Genomic DNA, 22,849 nt, shown 5'->3' with positions numbered 1-22,849 from the left:
AGCCCCATATAGCGGGCCATTCAACCAGACATATCGCAGGATCTACCCATGGCCGAACGGCCCTACATCGTCGGAAACTGGAAAATGAACGGCACGCGCGCAATGCTTTCCGAAGCGCGCGCGATCGACCGTGCTGCGCAGCGCTATATGAAGGTCGAGGTAGCTGTGGCGCCTCCCTACACGCTGATCCATGCCGTGCATAAGGAGGCCGAGCAGATCGGTGTCGGGGCGCAGGATTGCCACCCGGGCGCGGAAGGCGCGCATACGGGCGACATCAATGCTTCGATGATCGCCGACGCTGGAGCGAAGTTCGTAATCCTTGGCCACAGCGAGCGGCGCCAGGGACACGGGGAGTCCAACGAGCTGATCAACGCGAAGATCGAATCGGCGCTCGAAGCCGGCCTGCGCGTCATCCTGTGCTGCGGGGAAACGCTGGAGACGCGCGATGCCGGAGATGCCGAGAGCTTCGTACTGAATCAGATAAAGGCGGCTCTGCCGCTGTTCGGGGAGCCGGCCGAGCGGCTGACGATTGCCTACGAACCGATCTGGGCAATCGGCACCGGTCGCACCGCCACCCCGGAAGACATCGAGGCGATGCATCGTTCGATCCGCGAACTGCTTAACGAGACATACGGTGAAGAAGCCTCCGCGGCGGTCCGGATACTCTATGGCGGATCGGTAAAGCCCGATAACGCGCCCGAAATTCTTGCGACGCCCGAAGTGGGCGGGGCGCTCGTCGGCGGGGCCAGCCTCTCTGCCGAGACCTTTCTTGGAATCGTCGTCGGCGCCTCTGAATCCGAAGAGGCCTGATCGCCCGCCGCTTGCCGTTTTGCCGAGGCGCGCCTAAATGCGCCTCAGCCCGTTGATACCAGTCCCAAGAGTACCCGCATGTTCCTCTTCCTCACCGTCCTCCAGGCGATCGTCGCCGCCGCGCTTGTCGGCGTCATCCTGATGCAACGCTCCGAAGGTGGCGGTCTGGGTATCGGCGGCAGCCCCTCGGGCATGCTGAGCGCGCGCGGTGCGGCGGACTTCCTGACCCGTTCGACAAAATGGCTGGCGGTCCTGTTCGTGATCCTCTCGATTGCGCTGGCTGCCGTCGCGGTGGACACGACGGGCGGCGATGCCATCGAATCGACGCTCGATCGGTCAGTCGCTCCGGCTGCGCCCGTCGATCCGCTCGGCCCGGCAACCACTGGTGAAGAGGCCCCGGCAAGCGACGATCCGCTTGCCGACGTCACCCAGTAACTCACACCCCAATCGCTGGTGCTTTCGATTGCGCCGCCCGCGCGGTGCGATTTGCGGTGCTTTGCGCTTGCCCCGACTCAACGAATAAGCTTAAGGCCCGACTCCCATGGCGCGGTATATCTTTATCACCGGCGGCGTGGTCTCCTCGCTTGGCAAAGGTCTCATGGCAGCATCGCTTGCTGCCCTCCTCCAGGCGCGTGGCTACAAGGTCCGCATTCGGAAATTCGACCCCTATCTCAACGTCGATCCGGGCACGATGAGCCCGTATCAGCACGGCGAGGTCTATGTGACCGACGACGGGGCGGAAACCGACCTCGATTTGGGCCATTACGAACGCTTCACCGGCGTTTCGGCGCATCAGGGCGACAACATCACGAGCGGAAGGATCTACCAGGACATCATCGCCAAGGAACGCCGCGGCGATTACCTCGGTGCGACGGTCCAGGTGGTCCCGCACGTGACCGACGAGATCAAGGCTTTCGCGCTGGCGGGCCAGGACGACCACGATTTCATCCTGTGCGAGATTGGCGGCACGGTGGGCGACATCGAAGGCCTGCCCTTCATGGAAGCCATCCGCCAACTGCGGAACGAGCTCGAGCCGTGGCAGACGCTGAGCGTCCACGTTACGCTTGTGCCCTACATCGCTGCAGCAGGCGAGCTGAAGACCAAGCCGACCCAGCACTCGGTGCGCGAACTCGCCAGCCTCGGTATCAAGCCCGACGTGCTGCTGTGCCGCGCCGAGCACCCAATTCCCGATGGCGAGCGCCAGAAGATCGCCAACTTCTGCAACGTGCGCAAGGAAGCGGTCATTCCAGCGCTCGACGCTCCGTCGATCTACTCGGTACCGCTGCAATATCACGGCGAAGGCCTCGATACCGAGGTGCTGCGCGCCTTCGGCATCACCGATGCACCCGATCCCGATTTGTCGCGCTGGTACGATGTGGTCGATCGCCATTCCAATCCCGAAGGCGAGGTCACGATCGGTGTGGTCGGCAAGTATGTCGGCCTGCAAGACGCGTACAAATCGTTGAACGAGGCGCTTGTCCACGGAGGTATGGCGCACCGCGTCAAGGTCAACCTCAAGTGGATCGACGCGGAAGTCTTCGAAGGCGACGACGCGGAAATCGCCGCCAAGCTAGAGCCGATGCACGGCATTCTCGTTCCCGGCGGCTTCGGCGAGCGTGGCAGCGAGGGCAAGATCGCGGCGGTGCGCTTTGCGCGCGAGCGCAAGGTACCCTTCCTCGGTATCTGCCTCGGCATGCAGATGGCATGTATCGAGGCGGCGCGTTCCGCCGGTTACGAGCAAGCCTCGTCGACCGAATTCGGCGAGACCGAGCAGCCTGTCGTCGGGATCATCACGGAGTGGATGACCGAAGAGGGCCTCCAGACCCGCGAGGCCGGCGGCGACCTCGGCGGCACGATGCGGCTTGGAGCCTACGACGCCAAGCTGGCTGCCAACAGCCATGTGTCCGGCATCTATGGGGGTGAGACGACGATCTCCGAACGACACCGCCATCGTTACGAAGTCAACGGCGCCTATATCGAACCGCTAGAGAAGCAGGGCCTGATCTTTTCGGGCATGTCGCCCGATGGCCTTCTGCCGGAGATTGTGGAGCGTCCCGACCATCCCTGGTTCGTCGGCGTGCAGTTCCATCCGGAGTTGAAGTCGAAACCGTTCGATCCGCACCCCTTATTCGCCGGATTCGTCGGAGCTGCGCTGGAACAGGCGCGCCTGGTCTAGCAGCCCTGAAAACCCGGAAATCTCTAAGATTATGATATCGTTGAGTTCCGTGAGCCGGAACTTGTAAGCACGCGACAAAATCCAATCGGGCCCGCGCAGCGGGTTTATCTTTTGATACATGTCGGGCACTATGACGTTGTTTCCCGGCGGATTTGCGCGGGTTTTCGAGACAGACGCTTCGCCAGCAAGCGGTGGGGCTTGCCTCGATGACGGTTGTCTTCTGCGACCCGGACGGCCGATTTCGGGGTAGGGCGGCGTACAACGTCGCGGGGGCGGAACCAGGTTCCGCCCCCTTTTTCGTATTCAGTCTGTGTGTTGGAACGAGGCTCAGGCAGCCTTGCTGTCGCCGCCCTGGTCTTCGTCCTTGACCACTTCGAGCGGCTGCTGGCCGCCGATGGCGATCTTCTTGGGCTTCATCGCATCGGGCACTTCGCGCACGAGGTCGATCACCAGCAGGCCATCGGCCAGGTCGGCATTGGCGACCCGCACGTAGTCGGCCAGTTCGAAGCGACGCTCGAAACCGCGGTTGGCGATGCCGACATGCAGCATTTCGCCTTCGTTCGACTCGTCGCGCTTCTTGCCGGTCACGACCAGCAGGTTCTGCTGCGCGACGATATCGAGATCGCCCTCGCGGAACCCGGCCACGGCCAGCGTGATGCGATAGTCGTCATCGCCGCGGCGCTCGATGTTGAAGGGGGGGTAATTGTCGCCGCCGGCGTTGCGCGCCTGGCGTTCCATCAGGTCGAACACGCGGTCGAATCCGACGGTTGAGCGACGGAAAGGGGTAAGATCCATACGGTTCATCGAAACAAATCCTCTTGTGAGCGATTCTATCAGGGCGGGGCCCGTGATCGGCACCCCGGCGCCGCCACACCCATTGTGGCGACACACTCGAGATAGGAACGCCGAAATCGCTTTCAAGTGGTCCGACGGCGCGCTAGCTTGATCGCTGAAAACAAGGGAGTTTCGATGAGCCAGCCCCAGGTCGACATCTATACCAAATTCGGCTGCGGATACTGTTTCCGCGCCAAACGCCTGCTCGATGAGAAAGGCGTGGACTATGCCGAACACGATATCACCATGGGTGGCCCGAAGCGCGAGGAAATGCTCCAGCGCGCGCCCAATGCGATGACCGTACCGCAGATATTCATCGGTGAAACGCATGTCGGCGGGTCGGATGAGCTCGCCGCGCTTGAGCGTGCGGGCAAGCTCGACACGCTGCTGACCGGCTGAATGCCGAAAATCGCGGTCCTCCAGATGACCTCGGGCATCGATCCTGAGGCGAATGCCGACGTGCTTGCCGGAGCGGTCGAGCGCGCTGCGGGCGAGGGTGCCGAAATGCTGTTCACGCCGGAGATGTCGGGCCTGCTCGACCGCGATCGCAAGCGCGCTGCGCCTTCGATCCAGCGCGAAGAGGATACTGCTGCGCTGACAAGGGTCCGCAATGCCGCGCACAAGGCGGGGATCTGGGTTTCGCTTGGTTCGCTTGCCGTGGAAAGCGAAGGAACACGCTGGGCCAATCGGGCTTTCGTGATCGATCCGCTAGGACAGATTGCCGCGCGTTACGACAAAATACACATGTTCGATGTCGACCTCGCCAGCGGCGAGAGCTGGCGCGAATCGAATGCTTACAAGTCCGGCGCGCATGTCGTCACGGTCGACGACACGCCTGTCGGCAAGCTTGGGCTCACAGTCTGCTATGACATTCGCTTCCCGGCGCTGTTCGAGGCGCTTGGCCGGGCCCGGTGCGATTCTATTGCGATTCCCGCAGCCTTCACCGTGCCCACGGGCAAGGCACACTGGCACGTACTCCAGCGCGCCCGCGCGATCGAGGCGAGCGCTTTCGTGGTGGCCGCGGCACAGGTCGGCGAACATGCCGACGGGCGGCGGACCTATGGCCACAGCCTGGTGATCGATCCTTGGGGCGAAGTGTCGCTCGACATGGGTGGCGAGAAACCGGGATTGGGCTTTGCCGATATCGACCTCGCCCGCATCGCCGAGGTGCGGGCACAGGTTCCGAGCCTTGCCAACCGGTGCGAAATCCCCAAATAGGCCGCAGCAATGATCGTATTCGACCTCTCCTGCAGCGAAGGCCACCAGTTCGAGGGTTGGTTCGGTTCTTCGGACGATTTCTCCGAACAGAAGGCCGCCGGCTTGTTGTCGTGCCCGCAATGCGGCTGCGCGCAAATCGGTAAGGCGCCTATGGCTCCTTCGGTCCCGGCGAAGGGCAATGCCCGCACGGCCGATCGCACCAAAACCACGCAGATGGCCACGGGCGAAATGCCTGCCGCGGTCAAACAGGCGCTCGAAACGCTTGCAAAAGCGCAGGCCAAGGCGCTGGAAAGCAGTACGTGGGTCGGTGACAAATTCGCGGAGAAGGCGCGTGAAATGCACTATGGCGAGGCCGACGAAGCCCCGATCCATGGCCGCGCCACGCGTGACGAGGCCGAGGACATGGTGGCCGAAGGGATCGCGGTGGCTCCGCTTCTGGTGCCCGTCGCCCCGCCGGAAGAACTCAACTGATTGCCACGCGTTTTCGAAGCGCTATACGGGGGCGGGAAGCGCCCGTAGCTCAGTAGGATAGAGCATCAGATTCCTAATCTGGGGGCCACAGGTTCGAATCCTGTCGGGCGCACCATTACCTTCCATAGTGACGCCCCACCATGGCAAGGCCGCTGAGCACCAGCGAGCACGCTCCCAGCAGGATGCAGGTGCCGGCCCAGCCGAAGGCATCGTAGGCGGCGGTGCCGGCCCAGCTGCCGAGCCCGCCGCCAATGAACATGATGACGACATAGACCGTGGTCAGGCGCGTCCTGATCGCGGGATCGAGCGCGAGGAAGGTCATCCGTCCCGTGACGTCGACGCCCGGCCCGACGAGGTTGGCGATGAACAGCGGCACGAGCAGGCCCCATAGCGACCCTCCCAGCGGCCATAAGAGGAGGATGCCGATGAGTTGTACGACCGCAAAAATGGTGCGGGCCTTTCGCGGGCCGATATGGTCCGCCCATCGCCCCAGTCGCGGGGTCGACACGATGCTGACTGCGGCGAGACCCGCCAGATAGCCCACCGTATCCGTACCGTAGCCCATCTTCGGCGAGGTCAGGTAGAGCGCGAGTCCGAGCCAGACCGCGATGAATTGCGCGAAATTCAGCCCCTGGATGGCGCCCGACAGCAGGATCTCGCGGTTGCGGGTGACCAGCGGAAAGACCGAAAGAAGCAGGCTGCCGTAGGATTGCCGGTCGCCGGCCGATCGTTCGCCGCCCTCCATCAGGCGGGGGAGGGCGAGGGTGACGGACAGCATCAGCGCTGTCGCGATCCAGTATACGGCGCGCCAACCATAATATTCCGCGACGACACCGGCGCCAACCCGCGCAATCAGAATGCCGAGAATGACGCCGGCGGCGAGTTTGGCCGTGACTTGGCCGAGCCGTTCCGGCGCGACGCGTTTTGAGGCGTAGGCGGGCAGGAGATAGGGCGCGATGGTGAAGTAGCCGAGCAGGGTGGAGCTAATCACGAACAGGGTGAAGCCCTGTGCCAGCGTCATGATAGCCAGCGAGGCGGTCTGACCGGTGGCGAAGGCGATCGTTAGCCGGCGGTTGGAAATCCGGTCGCCCAGTGGCAGCAGCATGAAGATGCCGACCGCCAGCGCGAGCTGGTTGAGCGCGGGCACGAGCCCGATGCGCGCATGGCTCACGCCGAAATGGCCGGCAACTTCGCCGATGATCGGATGGATGTAATAGGCATTGGCCGTCACCACCGCGGCTGCGATGGCGAGCGATGTCTCCTGCGCTTCGGTCAGTCGCGCGGGGTGGTTCAAGCCAGATGGCCTGCCTTGCCCGCCATCTCGATGACGCCCTGGGCAAGCGCTTCTGGCTGGTCTTCCTGACAGAAGTGCCCGCATGTCGGGAGCGTGCGATGGGGCTGGCCTTGCGCTCCGGCGATCCGCTCGATCAAGAGTTTCTCGCTGCCCTTGGTGATCGGATCGTCTTCGCCGAACAGGGTCAGAAAGGGTTTGTCGTAAGCGGCCAGCGCTGGCCAGGCCCGCTTGTTGTCCTCGACCCCGGGCATGCCATCCTCGACCGGAACGAGCGCGGGGAAGGCGCGTGCTCCGGCCTTCGAGGGTTCATCGGGGAAGGGCGCATCATAAGCGGCGATTTCGGCTTCGCTGCGGGGCGTTGCCGTGGCGCGATCGAGCAGCGGCCCGATGTGGAAATCTGGCGAGCTCTTGGCAAATTCGCGCCAGGCGAGGAACGCCTGGCTCGGCGTCCCGCCCGCAGGCAGGAAAGTGTTGCTGGCAACGACGCAGGCGAAGAGATTCGGATCGTGGGCGACCATGCGCAGCCCAAGCAATCCGCCCCAGTCCTGACAGAACAATGCGGCGGGCCGCGGTTCGACTGCCGCGCGCCACTGCTTGAGCCAGTCGACGTGGCGAGCATAGGTGTAGAACGCAATGTCGTCCGGCTTATCGCTTTTGCCGAACCCGATGAGATCGGGCGCGAGGACGCGGAAACCGGCATCGGCGAGGATCGGGATCATCTTGCGATAGAGAAAGGACCAGCTGGGTTCGCCGTGGAACAGCAGCACCGGCGGGGCATCCTTCGCGCCCTCGTCCACATAATGCTGCCGCGCCGTCAGCCCGTCGCCGAGATCGACCTCGAACCAGTTCTCGGCAAAGGGATAGTCGGGAATATCGGCAAAGCGTTCGGCGGGTGTGCGCAGGATCTGCATCGGTCTCTCCTCCCAGGAGACCGAAAAACCCGGTCTCGATTCGAAACCTTAAGGGGTCTTGCGACTGGTGTCACCCAATTGGCTGACCGGGACGGTCTCCTTGAAGGTGTGGGTGACATAGGGGAAGGGAATTTCGATTCCGGCTTCGTCCAGCGCGGCCTTGATCGCGCGAACCACCTTGTCCTTGCTCTCCCAGCCGTCGCGCGGGGTCGAACCCGCCCACCAGCGCACGAGGAAATCGACCGAGCTGGAATTGAATTCCTGCGCGAAGATATCGATGCCCTTGCTCGCCAGCACATCGTCGATGTCCTCCACCGCGCGGCGGATGACGTCGGCCGCATGATCGAGTTGCGTGTCGTAGGAGACGCCAACCACCACTTCGTGGCGCCTTTGCTCTTCGTCGGTGAATATCTCGACCGGGTTCTTGAACAGGATCGAGTTGGGCACGACGGTCAGCTCGCCCGACAGCTTGCGGACATGCGTTTCGCGCAAAGTGATGTGTTCGACCTTGCCGGTGATGCCCTCGCACTCGATCACGTCGCCGATGCGCATCTTCTCGCGCACCATTATGAGCACGCCGGCGAGGAAGTTTTCGAAGATGTCCTGGAAGGCGAAGCCGATCGCCACCGCGCCGATGCCGAGACCAGCAAGCAGGCTCGCGGGCGTCATGCCCGGCATCACCACGATCAGCGCGACCATCAGCCCGATGATCCAGATCGCCAGGCGCACGATAGTGTCGATCAATTGCTTGAGGCTGGGGCGGATTTCCGAGCTGCCGATGAGCCGGTCCGCGATCCGGACGGCGAATTTGGCCACGATCCAGGTCAGCAGCAGGACGAGCAGCGCGATCACCATGCCGGGAACCGCGCGTACGAGCCCTTCGGCCATGTCGACCAGCTGGTCCTGCAATGTCGAGAATGTGTTGACCGTCTGGTCGTAGGTTTCGCCGGCCGGCGTGGTTTGCGTTGCTTGCATGAAACTCCCCGCTTGTTCCGATCTCAACGGGACAGGCGGAGCCGGGTTCCGGCGTAATTAACCCTTTACCTTTTCGGCGTGTTCCTTGCGCGCGATCTCATGCAACCAATCGGCATGGCGCGGCGCTTTCTTGGTCTCGCTCCATTCGTCGAGCATCAGCGGCGCGACGCGTTTCAGTTCGGCATATTGCTCGTCGGTTCCGATGTCGGCCGTCAGTTCGACGCGGTGGCCGTTGGGATCGAAGAAGTAGATCGACTTGAAAATGCCGTGATGCGTTGGGCCGAGGACGTCGATGCCGAGGCTCTCGATATGCTCCTTCGCGGCGATGAGGTCTTCCTCGCTTGCGACGCGAAAGGCCAGATGCTGGACCCAGGCGGGCGTGTTCTCGTCGCGGCCCATATCCTTCTGGTTGGGCAGCTCGAAGAAGGCAAGGATATTGCCGTTACCCGCGTCGAGGAAGACATGCATGTAGGGATCGTATTCCCCGGTCGAGGGCACGTGGTCTTCGGCAAAGGCGGTGGTGTAGTCCATTCCCAGCACCTTGCCGTACCACTCGACGGTCTCTTTCGCGTCCTTGCAGCGGTAGGCGGCGTGGTGGACCCCGCCCAGCTTTACGGGATGGTCGGCAACGTCGCTCATTCGGCAGGCTCCGATTCGACCGTTTCCGCGTCCTCGACATTGAGCACGCCGCGGCGAACCTGGTCGCGCTCCATGCTTTCGAACAGCGCCTTGAAGTTGCCTTCGCCGAAGCCTTCGTCACCCTTGCGCTGGATGAATTCGAAGAACACCGGACCGACCTGCGCCTCGGCGAAAATCTGTAGTAGCAGGCGCGGCTGCCCGCCTTCGGTCGTACCATCGAGCAAGATGCCGCGCATCTTGAGTTCGTCGACGTTCTCGCCATGGCCGGGCAGGCGTTCAGACAGCATCTCGTAATAGGTTTCGGGCGGGGCGGTCATGAAGGGCACGCCCAGTTCCTTGAGGTTGTCCCAGCACTTGACAAGATCGTCGCAGATCAGCGCGATGTGCTGGATGCCTTCACCGTTGAATTCGCGCAGGAACTCTTCGATCTGGCCCTTGCCGCCTTCGCCTTCCTCGTTGAGCGGGATGCGGATCTTGCCGTCGGGCGCGGTCAGCGCCTTGGATGTCAGGCCGGTGTACTCGCCCTTGATGTCGAAGAAGCGGATTTCGCGGAAATTGAAGAGCGTTTCGTAATAGTCGGCCCAGTATTTCATGCGACCGTTGTAGACGTTGTGCGTCAGGTGATCGATCACGTTGAAGCCCGCACCCTCGGGCCACTTTTCTACGCCGTCGAGATATTCGAAATCGATGTCGTAGATCGACAGGCCTTCGCCTTCATCGTCTGCATAGCGATCGATCAGGTAGACGATCGCGCCGCCGATACCGCGGATGGCGGGGATGCGCAGTTCCATCGGGCCGGTCTCCACCGCCACCGGCTCTGCGCCGCGCTCGAGCAGTTCGTCGTAGGCTTTCTTGGCGTCGCGGACGCGGAAACCCATGCCGCAGGCCGAAGGACCGTGTTCGCGCGCGAAGAACCATGCCGCGCTCTTGGGTTCGTAATTAAGGACAAGATTGATCTGACCCTGACGCCACAGATGCACGTCCTTCGAGCGGTGCGTGGCGACATGGGTGAAGCCCATAGCTTCGAAAACCGGCTCGATGACGCCCTTTTCCGGTGCGCAGAATTCGACGAATTCGAAGCCGTCGAGGCCGATGGGGTTTTCGAAGAGATCAGGCATTTCAATCCTCTGGAACTGCGGTTTGGTTTCAATGGAAACTAGTTACGCCTCAACCGGCGCCCTGTCAAGGAACCAACGGGTCGATACCATGCGATGTTCCGCGCGTGAGACGAGCCGTTCGAGCGAACGAGAATTGGCTTGCGCGAGTGGTTTAACTGTGATTCTGTGCCGCCATGAGGCGATTGGGTTCCATGGCTGCGATTCAGAAGGGGAAGGCCACCCAGCATGCGGCGCTGGCGGTGCTGCTCGTCATGGGCGGGTTTGCCATTGCCGGTCCCTCTGGCCTTCTCGCATGGAGCGAGAATCTGCGCTTGCTCGACCAGCGTGAGGCCCAGCTCGCCGAGCTCGAGGCTGAGCGCAAGGCACTCGCCAACCGCGTGGCACTGCTCAATCCCGATGCGGCCGATCCCGACATGGTCGGCGAATTGCTGCGCAAGCAACTCAATGTCGTCCATCCAGACGAAGTGGTCATAAAGCTCGAGGACTGAAGCGGGCGCAACCTTCGCTTTCCGTAAGGGTTTTCGTATGCACACGCGCTCTGCCGTTGCGCGTGGCCCGCGCCTGTGCCTATAGGCGCAACCGATATTCCTCCCCGGAAGAACAAGGACAGAAGTCTTGGCCAAAGCCCCCCGGAGCAAGAAGAAGCCCGCGAAGTCGCCTGCAGAGGATACCGACTTCGTTCTCCACTCGCTGCAAGACGCGCTGGAGAAGGATAGGCGTTACGATGCGACCAAGGAGCAGATGCTCCATTTCTACGAGCAGATGCTGCTCATCCGCCGCTTCGAAGAGCGTGCCGGCCAGCTCTACGGCCTTGGCCTGATCGGTGGCTTCTGCCACCTCTACATCGGCCAGGAAGCGGTCGCGATCGGCCTGCAATCGGCGCTCGACGGTGACAAGGACAGTGTCATCACCGGCTATCGGGACCATGGCCACATGCTTGCTTATGGCATCGATCCCAAGGTCATCATGGCCGAGCTGACCGGCCGCGAAGCCGGCATTTCGAAGGGCAAGGGCGGGTCGATGCACATGTTCTCGACCGAGCACAAATTCTACGGCGGCCACGGCATCGTCGGCGCGCAGGTGGCGCTTGGCGGCGGGCTCGCGCTGGCCCACCAGTACAACGAGGATGGCGGGCTGTGCCTCGCCTATTTTGGGGACGGTGCGGCCAATCAGGGCCAGGTCTACGAAACGATGAACATGGCCGCCTTGTGGAAGCTGCCGATCGTTTTCGTGGTGGAGAACAACCAGTACGCCATGGGCACCAGCACCGCCCGTTCCAGCGCGGAAACCGAGTTCCACCGCCGCGGTACAGCCTTCCGCATCCCCGGCATGGATGTGAACGGCATGGACGTGCTCGAAGTGCGGCAGGCTGCTGAAATCGCGTTCAAGCACGTGCGCGAGGGTAAGGGGCCGGTACTGATGGAATGCAACACCTATCGCTATCGCGGCCACTCCATGTCCGATCCCGCGAAGTACCGGACGCGCGAAGAGGTGCAGGACGTGCGCGAGCACAAGGACCCGATCGAAGGGCTCAAGAAAGTGTTGATCGAAAAGGGTTCGAGCGAAGACGAGCTCAAGGCCATCGACAAGGATATCCGCAAGATGGTGACCGAGGCCGCCGACTTCGCCGAGAATTCCCCCGAGCCGCAGGCATCCGAACTCTACACCGATGTTCTGGTGGGGGAGTATTGAGCCATGGCTATCGAACTCAAGATGCCCGCGCTGTCGCCCACCATGGAGGAAGGCACGCTTGCCAAGTGGCTGAAATCCGAAGGTGACGAGATCGTCGCCGGCGACATTATCGCCGAGATCGAGACGGACAAGGCAACGATGGAATTCGAAGCGGTCGACGAAGGCACGCTCGGCAAGATTTTGGTGGAGGAAGGCACCGAAGGCGTGAAGGTCGGCACGGTCATCGCCATGCTGGCGGGCGAGGGCGAAGACGCGTCCGATGTGGAAGCGCCGGCCGCAAGCGAACCGGTCGAAGACGTTCCCGGTGAAGGCAAAAACGTTGGCCGACCCGACAACTCGGGCGAGGGCAGCGAAGCGGATATCGCCAAGCCTGCACGCAAAGCTGACGTGAAGGACCCGGACGTTCCGGAAGGCACGGACTTCATCTCGACCACGGTCCGCGAAGCCCTTCGCGACGGCATGGCCGAAGAGATGCGCAAGGACGAACGCGTATTCGTCATGGGTGAGGAAGTCGCCGAGTACCAGGGCGCCTACAAGGTCACGCAGGGCCTGCTCGACGAATTCGGTGCCAAGCGCGTCATCGATACGCCGATCACTGAATACGGCTTTGCCGGAATCGGCACGGGTGCGGCGATGGGCGGCCTGCGCCCGATCGTCGAGTTCATGACCTTCAACTTCGCCATGCAGGCGATCGACCACATCATCAATTCGGCGGCCAAGACCAATTACATGTCGGGTGGCCAGATGCGCTGCCCGGTGGTCTTCCGCGGACCCAATGGCGCAGCGAGCCGGGTCGGCGCGCAGCACAGCCAGAACTACGGCCCGTGGTATGCCAGCGTGCCCGGCCTGATCGTGATCGCCCCCTATGACGCGGCCGATGCCAAGGGCCTGATGAAGGCCGCGATCCGCTGCGAGGACCCGGTGGTTTTTCTTGAGAACGAGCTGGTCTACGGGCGCAGCTTCGATGTCCCCGACATGGATGATTACGTCTTGCCGATCGGCAAGGCCCGGATCATGCGCGAAGGCTCGGATGTAACCATCGTGGCCTATTCGATCGCCGTCGGCCTGGCTCTGGAAGCGGCTGAGGAATTGGCAGACGAGGGCATCGATGCCGAGGTGATCGATCTGCGCACGCTGCGCCCGCTTGACAAGGAAGCGATCCTGACCTCGCTCGCCAAGACCAATCGACTGGTGATTGCGGAGGAAGGCTGGCCGACCTGCTCGATCGCCTCGGAAGTCATCGCGATCTGCATGGAGGATGGCTTCGACCATCTCGATGCACCGGTTCTGCGGGTGACCGACGAGGACGTGCCGCTGCCCTATGCCGCCAATCTCGAAAAGCTCGCGCTGATCGACACGCCGCGCATCGTCAAGGCTGCGAAAAAGGTCTGCTATCGCGACTGACGCGCAAGGAAGCGGGGCGGGCGCCGGCAACCTGCTGGACGAATGTCCGGAGGTAGCGCGCGTCGCTTTCGCCAGCGCGCGGCCCAACCCGGATCTCTGGCTCGGCGCGCTTGCGCTCGACGGGCGAATCGGGCGCATGGTGCTTGGTGCCAGCGAACCCTTGCTCGGCCAGATGCGCTTGGCATGGTGGCGCGACCAGCTTGGCAAGACTGTTTCGCAGCGGCCACGTGGAGATGTCCTGCTCGACCTGCTCGGCCAGGCCTGGGAGGGCGGCGAGCCTGCGTTGCTGGCGCTGGTCGACGGTTGGGAAGCCCTGCTTTCGCCGCGGCCGCTGGAGGATGCTGCGATGGCCCGGTTCGTCGATGGCCGCGCGGCACTCGCGACGGGTCTGGCCGAACGAGCGGGACAGTCAGCATACCGACCAGAGGCCCAGCGCGCCGGTAAGCTGTGGGCATTCGCCGACTTGGCCATTCGCGCACAGGACGAAACAGAACGGGACGCCGCGCTCGATCACGGGATCCGACTCGCGGAGCAGCGATTGGCGCTGCCCGGCGAATTACGCCCGCTGGCCATGATCGGCGGATTGGCGCGTCGCTCTCTACGTTCGGGCGGGCGCGAAATGCTCGGCGACCGATTCAGCCCACTTGTGGCCTTGCGGTTGGGACTGTTCGGACGCTAGGTTAAGCGCTTGGGGCTACAGGGGTTTGTCCGTTGAACCGGATCGTGCTCGGAGCATTGGTGACGCTTGCGCTGGTCGGGCTGGGGGCCTTCTGGTGGCAGGGCAGGGCCGCGATCGAGCGCGGCGCGCCGCCTCCCCAACCCGTCGAGACCAGCGAACCTTTGCCCGAGATTCCAGCTTCCGATCCGGGCGACATGGTCGGCCCCGAGCCGCCGACCGCATCCGAATTGACCAAGGAACAGCGCCGCTTTTTCCGCTACGATCGCAACCGCGACTGGCGTATCACGCGCACCGAGATGCTTTCCAGCCGGACTGCCGGGTTCCGAAAGCTCGACAGGGACGGCAACAACCTCCTCGATTTCGAGGAATGGGCCGTGGCCACGGTCGAGAAATTCGAAGGGGCCGATGCGGATGGCGACAACCAGCTTACCCCTGGCGAATTCGCGACCACCGCGCCCAAGCCAAAGAAAACGCTGCGCTGCGCCTGCTAGGCGGGCACTGCCTCCATTCCCGTCAGCCATTCGCCGAAATCCGACTTGGCGCGGGTCGTATAGGCTTCCTTGCGAACCTTCTTGCTTACATCGTGCAGCGGCGGGAAGAGGCCGAAGTTGACGTTCATGGGCTGGAAGGTGTCTGCTTGGGCATCGCCGGTGATGTGCGCCAGCAGCGCACCGAATGCGGTCGTGCGCGGTGGTGCGGCCCAGTCACGGCCCGACAGTTCGGCAGCGGCCATGAGACCGGCCATCAGTCCGACCGCCGAGCTTTCGACATAGCCCTCGCAGCCGGTGATCTGGCCGGCGAAGCGGATATGCTCCGACCCACGCAGGCGGAGCTGGCGATCGAGCACGAGCGGAGAATTGAGGAACGTATTGCGATGCAGCCCGCCGAGCCGCGCGAATTCGGCATTTTCCAGCCCGGGAATCGTCCGGAACAGCTCGACCTGCGCACCATATTTCAATTTGGTCTGAAAGCCGACCATGTTCCACAGCGTGCCGAGCTTGTTGTCCTGGCGCAGCTGGACCACGGCATAGGGCCAGCGGCCCTGCGGATGCTCATCGGTTGTGTCGTAGGGATTGTCGAGCCCCACGCCCTTCATCGGACCGTAGCGTAGCGTTTCGACCCCGCGCGCCGCCATCACCTCGATCGGCATGCAGCCATCGAAATAGGGGGTCTCCGCCTCCCATTCCTTGAACTCGGTCTTCTCGCCGTCGATCAGCCCTTGGTGGAAGGCGAGGTATTGCTCCCTGGTCATCGGGCAGTTGATGTAATCGCCGTCCTCGTTGCTGGCTTCGGTCCGCTTGTTCCAGCGCGACTGAATCCAGCACTTGCTCATGTCGATGCTGTCGCGATGGACGATCGGCGCAATCGCGTCGAAGAATGCGAGGCGGTCCTGACCCGTGGCGCCGACGATGCTTTCGGCCAGCGCCTGAGCGGTCAGCGGACCGGTTGCAACGATGGCGGGGCCGTCGGTGGGCAGCGCATCGACCCGCTCACGTACCACCGTCACATTGGGATGCTCTTCCAGCGTCCGCTGGACCTCGGCGGAGAAGACGTCACGATCGACCGCCATCGCTGAACCGGCGGGTACGCGTGCGACTTCGCCGGCGCGCATGACGATGCTGTCCAGCCGCCGCATCTCGTGATGCAGCAGGCCGACGGCGTTCTTGGTGTCATCGTCGGAACGGAAGCTGTTGGAGCAGACGAGCTCGGCCAGCCCGTCGGTCTGATGGGCAGGGGTCATCTCACCGCTGCCGCGCATTTCGGAGAGGCGTACCGTAAACCCGCGCCGGGCGAGTTGCCACGCCGCCTCGCTGCCAGCCAGCCCGCCGCCGATTATGTGGATATCATGGGTCATCGCGCGCGCCCTAATGCTTGCATGGGCCATTCGACAAGGCCTAGCGAGAGATCATGCCGCACGCTGCCCTTGCCAAACATCGCCCCTGGCTGCTTGCCAGCCTCGTCGCGGGCGTCAGCTATTTCTTCGTCTCCGACGATCCCATCGGAGGCGTCTGGCTGATGCTGTGGAAGGGGGCGGGCGTGGCCTTCCTCGCTATTTACGCGGCGTTTCGTGGACATGGGCTCGATGGGCTTCTGATTGCAGGCGTCCTGACCTTCGGGGCGCTCGGCGATGTCGCACTCGAAGTCAGTTTCCTGATCGGAGGGGCATTCTTCGCGCTGGGCCACCTCGTCGCGATAGCTCTCTATCTGCGCAATCGGCGCTCGCGGGCCAGCGGCAGCCAGACGATGACGGCGCTGTGCCTACTGCTCCTCACCCCCTTGATCGCGGGACTGATGACCTATCCGCTGGACAACTGGCTCCTTGCGACTGCCTATTCGGGCCTTGTCGGAGCCATGGCGGCGGCGGCATGGACCAGCCGTTTCCCGCGATATCAAGTAGGAGTGGGCGCGGTATTGTTCGTGGTCAGCGACCTTCTGATTTTCGCCCGCGAAGCGACGGCTCTGCCCAAAGCGATCACGGGCTGGCTGATCTGGCCTCTCTATTTTGGGGGGCAGTTCCTGATTGCGGTCGGCGTCGTACAGACGCTCCGCATGGACAGGAACCGGATACCTGCTTAGCCCTGCCAGGCAGCGATGGTGGTCCGGTGCAGTTCCCTGCGATGCGCCTCGTACCCACCGGTTGCCTTGTGCAAGACCGAACGATTGTCCCATATCACCAGCATGTCGGGCTCCCACTTGTGTCGATAGACGAACTCGTCGCGCACCTGCCACTGCGCGAGTTCGGATAGCAAGGCGAATGCTTCGGCCTGCGCCATGCCCTCGATGCCGACGATGTAGCCGAGCGTCGAATAGAGGCATTCGACACCGGTTTCGGGATGGCGCTGGACAAGTGGGTGGGGTTGCGTGGCTCGCGCGCTGTCATCGGTCTTGATCGCCATGGACCGACCCACGTCGCGTTCGCCATAGGTGCCTTCGGGTGCGTAGGCGAGCTTGGCACTATGGATGGCCGTCAGCGTACGCAGATAGTCTTGTCTTGCTTCAGGCAGCGCGGCGAAGGCGGCGGCTTGATCCGCGAACAGCGTGTCGCCGCCGGATGGCGGTATGTCGATCGCCAGCAGACAGGTTCCGGCAGGCGGACGCTCCAGAAAGCTCCAGTCGCTGTGCCAGTTTTCCGCGAAGAGCGGACTTTGCTCGTCCGCTTCGCGCAGGATCGCGGCGACATGCTCGCGCCCCTCGATCGGTGCGAAGAAGGGATCGTGGCCGAACCCGCCCATCGCCTGGGTGAAGGCTTCGAGCGCGTCATCGTCCATGGGCTGTCCCGGAAAGGCGAGCACCTTGTGTTCGAGCCAGATCGAACGAATTTCCGCCGCCAGTTCATCCGTTATCGGTCGCGACAGGTCGAGCCCGGTGACGCGTGCGCCGCACGCCTCGCCACTGGGCTCGACCAGCAGGTTCATCCGCCGGCTTCCCCATCGATGTTCCGGTCAGAATGCTTGGTCGTATAGGGCTCGGTTCTGTCGAGCCCGCCCCGTTCGGCGATCTCTTCGGCCACCGCGGCTTCGGCTTCGTTTTCCGGTTCTTCTGTCTCGTCGATTCGCGCCGCTTTGACGATCTGCTCGCCCTTGGCGACATTGAATATGCGCACGCCCGAGGAAGTGCGGCCGGAGATCGCAAAACCCTCGTGGCTCTCGAAACCGCCTTCGATTAGATGGCGGAAGGCGAGCGGCAAACGGATGAGCTTGGCCTGGTCCGTCACGAGCATCAGCTGCATCCCATGCCGGACCGGGAAGCTGGCGACCACATGACCGTTGCGTTCGGGATTACTCGACGGTTCGCCGATATTGGTCAGGCCCTGGCCGCCGCGTCCGGTGGTACGGTATTCGTAGGCCGAGGAAATCTTGCCGTACCCATTCGCGGTGAGCGTGAGAATGAACTCCTCCGCCTCGGCCATTTCAGCGACCTTTGCGGGGTCGAGCGTCGGCTCGTTATCGTTGTTTTTCCACTCAGCTGCGCGCAGATAGGCATCGCGCACTTCGGTATCGCGTTCACCGGCATCGAGCACTGCCATGGAGACGACCTGCTCGCCGTCCTTTAGTTTCATGCCGCGCACGCCAATGCCGGTGCGGCTCTTGGTTTCGCGAGCGTCGGTGGCGGAGAAGCGGATTGCCTTGCCGGCGTCGGACGCAAGGAAAATCTCCTGGTCCTCCGTCAGCAGGCGCACACCGATAAGCCGGTCGCCGCTACCTTCGACGAAGCCCATCGCATATTTGCCGTTGCTGGGAACATTGGTGAACGCATCCATCGAATTGCGGCGCACCATGCCCTGCTCGGTCGCGAAGACGATATTGAGGTTGGACCACTCGCCTTCGTCCTCGGGAAGGGGCAGGACATTGGTTACGCGTTCATCGTCGCCCAGCGGCAGCAGATTGACCATCGGCCGGCCCTTGGTCTGCGGGCCACCTTCGGGCAGCTTCCACACCTTCAAGCGGTAGACGCGGCCGGTATTGGTGAAAAACAGCACGGGATTGTGCGTCGAGGTGACGAACATCTCGACCACGGCGTCTTCTTCCTTGGTGGCCATGCCGCTGCGGCCCTTGCCGCCGCGTGCCTGCGCGCGGAAGGCGTCGAGCGGGGTGCGCTTGATGTAGCCGCCATGGGTCACGGTGACGACCATCGCCTCGCGCTCGATCAGGTCCTCGTCCTCGATCCCGTCCCATGCCGGGGCGATCTCTGTGATGCGCGGGGTGGCGTAGGTGTTGCGAATCTCTTCGAGCTCTTCGCGCAACACCCCATAGAGCTTCACACGATCGGCGAGGATCGAAAGATATTCCTCGATTGCGAGGCTGAGCTCCTTGAGTTCGTCGCCGATCTCGTCGCGGCCGAGCGCGGTGAGACGATGGAGACGGAGGTCGAGGATGGCCTTCACCTGTCGTTCCGACAGGCGATAGGTTCCGCCGGCCTGTTCGTCGGTCGGCTCGATCGCCTCGACCAGCGCGATATATTGCGCGATGTCGCCGATCGGCCATTCCTTGGCAAGCAGCTTGGCGCGCGCGTCGGCCGGATTGGACGAGCCGCGGATCATCGCCACAACCTCGTCGAGGTTCGAGACCGCGACCACGAGACCGAGCAAGATATGCGCCCGCTCGCGCGCCTTGTTCAATTCGAACTTGGTGCGGCGGGTGATGACCTCCTCGCGGAAGCCGATGAAGGCCTGCACGAAATCGCGCAGGGTGAGCACTTCGGGCCGTCCGCCGCGGATCGCCAGCATATTGGCCGGGAAGCTCGCCTGCGCCGGCGAGTACCGCCAGATCTGATTCAGCACGACTTCGGGAGAGGCATCGCGCTTGAGGTCGACAACAACGCGCACCCCCTCGCGCGAAGATTCGTCGCGGATGTCGGAAATGCCCTCGATCCGCTTCTCCTTCGCCGCTTCGGCGATCTTCTCGACCAGGCCGCTCTTGCCGACCTGGAAGGGGATCGAAGTGAGTACGATCGACTGGCGATTGCCTTTGGTTTCGACCTCGTGACGGGCGCGCATGAGAATGGAGCCGCGGCCCGTGGTATAGGCAGCGCGCGCACCCGACTTGCCGAGGATCAGCGGGGCGGTGGGGAAATCGGGCCCCGGGATGATTTCGAACAGCTCTTCCGACGTGATCGCCGGATTCTCGATAAATGCCAGGCAGCCGTCGATCACTTCGCCGAGATTATGCGGCGGGATATTGGTCGCCATGCCGACCGCGATACCGCCAGCGCCATTGACCAGCAGGTTGGGGAAGCGGGCTGGCAGCACGGTCGGTTCCTGACGCGAACCGTCGTAATTGTCGGCGAAGTCGACCGTGTCCTTGTCGAGATCGTCGAGCAGGGCATTGGCGACCCGGGCGAGGCGCGCCTCGGTGTAGCGCATCGATGCCGGCGGGTCGGGGTCCATCGACCCGAAATTCCCCTGACCGTCGATCAGCGGCACACGCAGCGACCAGTCCTGCGTCATGCGGGCGAGGGCATCGTAGATCGCAGCGTCGCCGTGGGGGTGGTAGTTACCCATGACATCGCCGACGATCTTCGCGCTCTTGCGATAGGGGCGACCGGCGACGAAGCCGCCTTCCTGGCTGGCGAAGAGGATGCGGCGGTGGACCGGCTTCAGCCCGTCGCGCACATCGGGCAGTGCGCGGCTGACGATCACGCTCATCGCGTAATCGAGGTAGCTTGTTTTCATCTCATCGACGATGTCGATGCGTGCATAATCGTGACCGCCAGGGGCGGGGGTATCCAGGATGTCGGTATCGTCGGACAAAACGTATAATTCCGTATTGCGAACTGCTTATGTTCTGGTCGGATGAAGCTTAGGCGAAAGGGGGGGGCAACGCCACTCGGGGGCGGGAACCAAACCCCTCTATCGCGCGCTTTTCCACATATGGGTAGCCATCCGACGGATAGTAACCATGAACCGCGGGCGGGGTGGGCATTCAATGGCCGTTCAGCCCGGTACCGCTAGAAGAATTTGCAATGAGAGCCCGCACGCGGCATGTGCCGCCCGGACAAGTCCGAACCGGAGCCGGGAGCGCTCGATCCCCCCTTTCCACTCTTGGGAGTTCAATACATGATTTTCACTAATCTCGCCCGCAAGAATGGTGCGGCCTCGACCCTTGCTCTGGCTATAGCCCTGGCCACTGGTGGTGCGCTTGCAGCGACTGCGCTGGGAACACCCGCTTTCGCGCAGAAGAAGGAAGAGGAATCGAAGCCTGAATATTCTTCGGGTTTCATCGAGGCCTACAAACCGCTCGAAGCCATCGCGGGGACGGAGCCCCTCGACTACGCAACGCTCAAGGCCGGCTTCCCGGGATTGATCGCGGCCATCGAGAACGATGACGATCGCTATGCCGCCGGCAGCTTCATTTACTCGAATGCAGCCAAGCAGCAGGACCAGGCTGTCGCGCTGCAGGGCATGGAAATGATGCTTCAGAGCGGCAATGTTCCTCAGGCTAACCTTGGACAGTTCAACTTCGTGGCCGGCCAGCTGGCTTATTCGCTCGACGATTACGCGAAGGCGCGCACCTATCTCCAGACAGCAGCCGATGCCGGTTACACGGACAATGACCCGCTCATTTTCGTTGCCGAAAGCTACTTCGCAGAAGGTCAGCCGCAACAGGGCCTGACTTACCTCAGCGAACTCATCAACGCCAAGGTCGCGGCAGGTGAGACGGTTAGCGAAGAATGGCTCCGCCGCGGTCTGGCCCAAGCCTACAACAACCAGCTGGCCTCCGAGGCGAACAAATATTCGAGCTGGTATGTCAGCCAGTATCCGGGGGCGGACAGCTGGGGCGATGCAGTCGCCATCCTGCTCAATACCGGCGGATACGAAAATCCCGAGATCCTCGACCTTCTGCGCCTCGGTCAACGCGTAGGCGTGCTGCGCGACGACCAGCTCTATCTCGAATATGTCGAGGCTGCCGACTATCGTCGCCTGCCGGTGGAAGTCGTCTCGATTATCGACGAGGGCTATGCTGCGGGCAAGCTCGACAGGACCGATCCCTATGTAATCGATACGCGCCGCCAGGCGGCGGAACGTGCCGCGCAGGACCGTGCGGACATCGACGGCCTCATCGCGGATGCCAATGCGGCGGGTGCATCGATCAACACGGTGCTTGCGGCTGGGGACACGCTCCTCGGTCTGGAACGTCCCGCCGATGCGGAAACCTTTTATGCCAAAGCGCTCAACATGCCTGGTGTGAATACGCCGATGGTCATGACGCGCCTGGGCATCGCGCAGTTCGACCAAGGGAACTATGCCAAGGCCGAGGCGACCTTCAACAAGGTCGAGGGCGCGCGCAAGGCGATCGCCAACCTCTGGGCCATCTACGCGACCCAGCAGGCTGCCGAAGCGACCATGTAAGGGCTGAAAGCCTGTCTCGAAACGAAGGGCGCGGACTGTGGTTCGCGCCCTTTTTTCTTAGCGCAGTCGCTTGACGAAGCTCTGCCCGTTGGCGCGCCGTTCAACCGAGAAATTGGGGATCGCCTCTATCAGGTCGGTGAGGCGCGCGAAGCCGTAATTGCGCGTATCGAAGCTGGAGCGGTTGCCCGCACGCTGACCGACCTCGGCGAGCTTGGCAAACCCGTTCTCGTCGCGTTTGCTGGCGGCGTAGGCGTCGAACAGCAGGTCGAGCAGGTCCTGATCGAGCACGTTTGAATCCTTGCTCGGGCCGCTCTTGCCGTTGCCCTCCTTCTCTGCCCTGACCAGCGCGTTGACGTCGATGAAGCGGGTGCAGGCTTGGCGGAAAGCCTCGGGCGTCTTGGCTCCTCCAAAGCCATAGACGGGTAGGCCGTCCTGTCGGATGCGCATGGCGAGCGGCATGAAATCGCTGTCCGAGCTCATGATGCCGAAGCCGTGGACCCGCCCGCGATAGAGCATGTCCATGGCATCGATGGTCATCTTCATGTCCGTCGCGTTCTTGCCCTTGGTCATGTCGAACTGCTGCTGCGGCTCGATACCATAGCGGTGCATCAGGTCGATCCATCCCTTGAGGCTCGTTTTGCGCCAATTGCCGTATGCACGCCGGATGTTGACCTGGCCGAGTTCTGCAAGGACGGTCAGGACCGGATCGATACCGGCCGGGCTCGCATTGTCCGAGTCGATCAGGAGGGCGATGTTGCGCTGTTCGAATTCTGCCATAG

General features: G+C 62.8%; 23 protein-coding genes and 1 tRNA gene. 14 read left to right on the top strand and 10 right to left on the bottom strand.

The genetic code is table 11. The features are described 5' to 3' along the window. Positions 1-48: 48 nt before the first annotated feature. The 3 genes from tpiA (at position 49) to ACQY4G_RS13165 (ending at position 2,986) form a co-directional block, all read left to right on the top strand. The gene (gene tpiA, locus ACQY4G_RS13175) at positions 49-810 is read left to right on the top strand and encodes a triose-phosphate isomerase (protein ID WP_291176385.1); all 762 of its coding nucleotides are present in this window, start codon (positions 49-51) and stop codon (positions 808-810) included. A gap of 78 nt (positions 811-888) precedes the next feature. Further along, positions 889-1,245 (top strand): preprotein translocase subunit SecG, encoded by a 357-nt coding sequence (gene secG, locus ACQY4G_RS13170; RefSeq protein WP_291171170.1) that lies wholly within the window; start codon positions 889-891, stop codon positions 1,243-1,245. Positions 1,246-1,351: 106 nt separating this feature from the next. Continuing rightward, positions 1,352-2,986, top strand: a complete 1,635-nt coding sequence (locus ACQY4G_RS13165; protein WP_421991496.1) for a CTP synthase — start codon at positions 1,352-1,354, stop codon at positions 2,984-2,986. A 327-nt stretch (positions 2,987-3,313) separates the two neighbouring features. Here the strand turns inward: ACQY4G_RS13165 and ACQY4G_RS13160 are convergent, their stop codons facing one another. Then, entirely contained in the window at positions 3,314-3,790 is a 477-nt protein-coding gene (locus ACQY4G_RS13160) for an Hsp20 family protein (protein WP_067689215.1), read from the bottom strand. Positions 3,791-3,955: 165 nt separating this feature from the next. On the opposite strand from ACQY4G_RS13160, the gene grxC reads away from it, so the two are divergent. From grxC to ACQY4G_RS13140, 4 genes are all read left to right on the top strand, one after another. Further along, entirely contained in the window at positions 3,956-4,219 is a 264-nt protein-coding gene (gene grxC, locus ACQY4G_RS13155) for a glutaredoxin 3 (RefSeq protein WP_291171164.1), read from the top strand. Next, positions 4,220-5,038 (top strand): carbon-nitrogen hydrolase family protein, encoded by an 819-nt coding sequence (locus ACQY4G_RS13150; protein ID WP_421991494.1) that lies wholly within the window; start codon positions 4,220-4,222, stop codon positions 5,036-5,038. It abuts the gene before it with no gap. A gap of 9 nt (positions 5,039-5,047) precedes the next feature. Beyond that, on the top strand, positions 5,048-5,509 hold the full coding sequence (locus ACQY4G_RS13145) for a DUF1178 family protein (protein WP_421991492.1): 462 nt from the start codon (positions 5,048-5,050) through the stop codon (positions 5,507-5,509). A gap of 38 nt (positions 5,510-5,547) precedes the next feature. Further along, positions 5,548-5,624 (top strand) — tRNA-Arg (locus tag ACQY4G_RS13140). On the opposite strand, the gene ACQY4G_RS13135 is transcribed toward ACQY4G_RS13140, so the two are convergent. From ACQY4G_RS13135 to hppD, 5 genes are read right to left on the bottom strand one after another with little or no spacing between them, the layout of a single operon-like run. Beyond that, positions 5,625-6,803, bottom strand: a complete 1,179-nt coding sequence (locus ACQY4G_RS13135; protein ID WP_421991490.1) for an MFS transporter — start codon at positions 6,801-6,803, stop codon at positions 5,625-5,627. Continuing rightward, complete coding sequence (locus tag ACQY4G_RS13130) at positions 6,800-7,714, bottom strand: haloalkane dehalogenase (RefSeq protein WP_421991488.1); 915 nt, start codon at positions 7,712-7,714, stop codon at positions 6,800-6,802. Before ACQY4G_RS13130 ends, ACQY4G_RS13135 begins: the two co-directional genes overlap by 4 nt. Before the next feature lie 48 nt (positions 7,715-7,762). Beyond that, positions 7,763-8,689: a mechanosensitive ion channel family protein gene (locus ACQY4G_RS13125; RefSeq protein WP_421991486.1), complete on the bottom strand. Its 927-nt coding sequence runs from the start codon at positions 8,687-8,689 to the stop codon at positions 7,763-7,765. Between the two features lie 57 nt (positions 8,690-8,746). Then, positions 8,747-9,328: a VOC family protein gene (locus ACQY4G_RS13120; protein ID WP_421991484.1), complete on the bottom strand. Its 582-nt coding sequence runs from the start codon at positions 9,326-9,328 to the stop codon at positions 8,747-8,749. Then, a complete protein-coding gene (hppD, locus tag ACQY4G_RS13115) occupies positions 9,325-10,446 on the bottom strand; it encodes a 4-hydroxyphenylpyruvate dioxygenase (RefSeq protein ID WP_421991482.1) in 1,122 nt (373 codons plus the stop codon). The genes ACQY4G_RS13120 and hppD overlap by 4 nt, the downstream gene beginning before the upstream one ends. Positions 10,447-10,637: 191 nt before the next feature. Between hppD and ACQY4G_RS13110 the strand changes: the two genes are divergently transcribed. From ACQY4G_RS13110 to ACQY4G_RS13090, 5 genes are all read left to right on the top strand, one after another. Next, the gene (locus ACQY4G_RS13110) at positions 10,638-10,934 is read left to right on the top strand and encodes an FtsB family cell division protein (protein WP_234002287.1); all 297 of its coding nucleotides are present in this window, start codon (positions 10,638-10,640) and stop codon (positions 10,932-10,934) included. A gap of 127 nt (positions 10,935-11,061) precedes the next feature. After that, on the top strand, positions 11,062-12,138 hold the full coding sequence (gene pdhA / locus ACQY4G_RS13105) for a pyruvate dehydrogenase (acetyl-transferring) E1 component subunit alpha (protein ID WP_421991480.1): 1,077 nt from the start codon (positions 11,062-11,064) through the stop codon (positions 12,136-12,138). A gap of 3 nt (positions 12,139-12,141) precedes the next feature. After that, positions 12,142-13,542 (top strand): pyruvate dehydrogenase complex E1 component subunit beta, encoded by a 1,401-nt coding sequence (locus ACQY4G_RS13100; RefSeq protein WP_421991478.1) that lies wholly within the window; start codon positions 12,142-12,144, stop codon positions 13,540-13,542. Between the two features lie 136 nt (positions 13,543-13,678). Then, a complete protein-coding gene (locus ACQY4G_RS13095; RefSeq protein ID WP_421991476.1) occupies positions 13,679-14,221 on the top strand; it encodes a hypothetical protein in 543 nt (180 codons plus the stop codon). A gap of 32 nt (positions 14,222-14,253) precedes the next feature. Further along, entirely contained in the window at positions 14,254-14,712 is a 459-nt protein-coding gene (locus ACQY4G_RS13090; protein ID WP_421991474.1) for a hypothetical protein, read from the top strand. On the opposite strand, the gene trmFO is transcribed toward ACQY4G_RS13090, so the two are convergent. Further along, entirely contained in the window at positions 14,709-16,076 is a 1,368-nt protein-coding gene (gene trmFO / locus ACQY4G_RS13085) for a methylenetetrahydrofolate--tRNA-(uracil(54)-C(5))-methyltransferase (FADH(2)-oxidizing) TrmFO (RefSeq protein WP_421991472.1), read from the bottom strand. The genes ACQY4G_RS13090 and trmFO overlap by 4 nt on opposite strands. Before the next feature lie 53 nt (positions 16,077-16,129). On the opposite strand from trmFO, the gene ACQY4G_RS13080 reads away from it, so the two are divergent. Beyond that, a complete protein-coding gene (locus ACQY4G_RS13080) occupies positions 16,130-16,798 on the top strand; it encodes a lysoplasmalogenase family protein (protein WP_421991470.1) in 669 nt (222 codons plus the stop codon). Here ACQY4G_RS13080 and ACQY4G_RS13075 read toward each other — a convergent pair. Together ACQY4G_RS13075 and gyrA are read right to left on the bottom strand one after the other, a co-directional pair. Then, positions 16,795-17,637, bottom strand: a complete 843-nt coding sequence (locus tag ACQY4G_RS13075) for a TauD/TfdA dioxygenase family protein (RefSeq protein WP_421991468.1) — start codon at positions 17,635-17,637, stop codon at positions 16,795-16,797. The two genes, ACQY4G_RS13080 and ACQY4G_RS13075, sit on opposite strands and share 4 nt — an antisense overlap. Beyond that, a complete protein-coding gene (gene gyrA, locus ACQY4G_RS13070) occupies positions 17,634-20,471 on the bottom strand; it encodes a DNA gyrase subunit A (protein WP_421991466.1) in 2,838 nt (945 codons plus the stop codon). The genes ACQY4G_RS13075 and gyrA overlap by 4 nt, the downstream gene beginning before the upstream one ends. A 306-nt stretch (positions 20,472-20,777) precedes the next feature. Between gyrA and ACQY4G_RS13065 the strand changes: the two genes are divergently transcribed. Then, on the top strand, positions 20,778-22,070 hold the full coding sequence (locus ACQY4G_RS13065) for a hypothetical protein (RefSeq protein ID WP_421991464.1): 1,293 nt from the start codon (positions 20,778-20,780) through the stop codon (positions 22,068-22,070). Between the two features lie 57 nt (positions 22,071-22,127). Here the strand turns inward: ACQY4G_RS13065 and ACQY4G_RS13060 are convergent, their stop codons facing one another. Further along, entirely contained in the window at positions 22,128-22,847 is a 720-nt protein-coding gene (locus ACQY4G_RS13060; RefSeq protein WP_067689122.1) for an NYN domain-containing protein, read from the bottom strand. Positions 22,848-22,849 lie beyond the last annotated feature (2 nt).

The organism is Qipengyuania sp. (assembly GCF_965277845.1).
Classification (GTDB): domain Bacteria; phylum Pseudomonadota; class Alphaproteobacteria; order Sphingomonadales; family Sphingomonadaceae; genus Qipengyuania.
The sequence above is the reverse complement of the archived record's forward strand: the minus strand, read 5'-3'. Positions and strand labels throughout refer to the sequence as shown.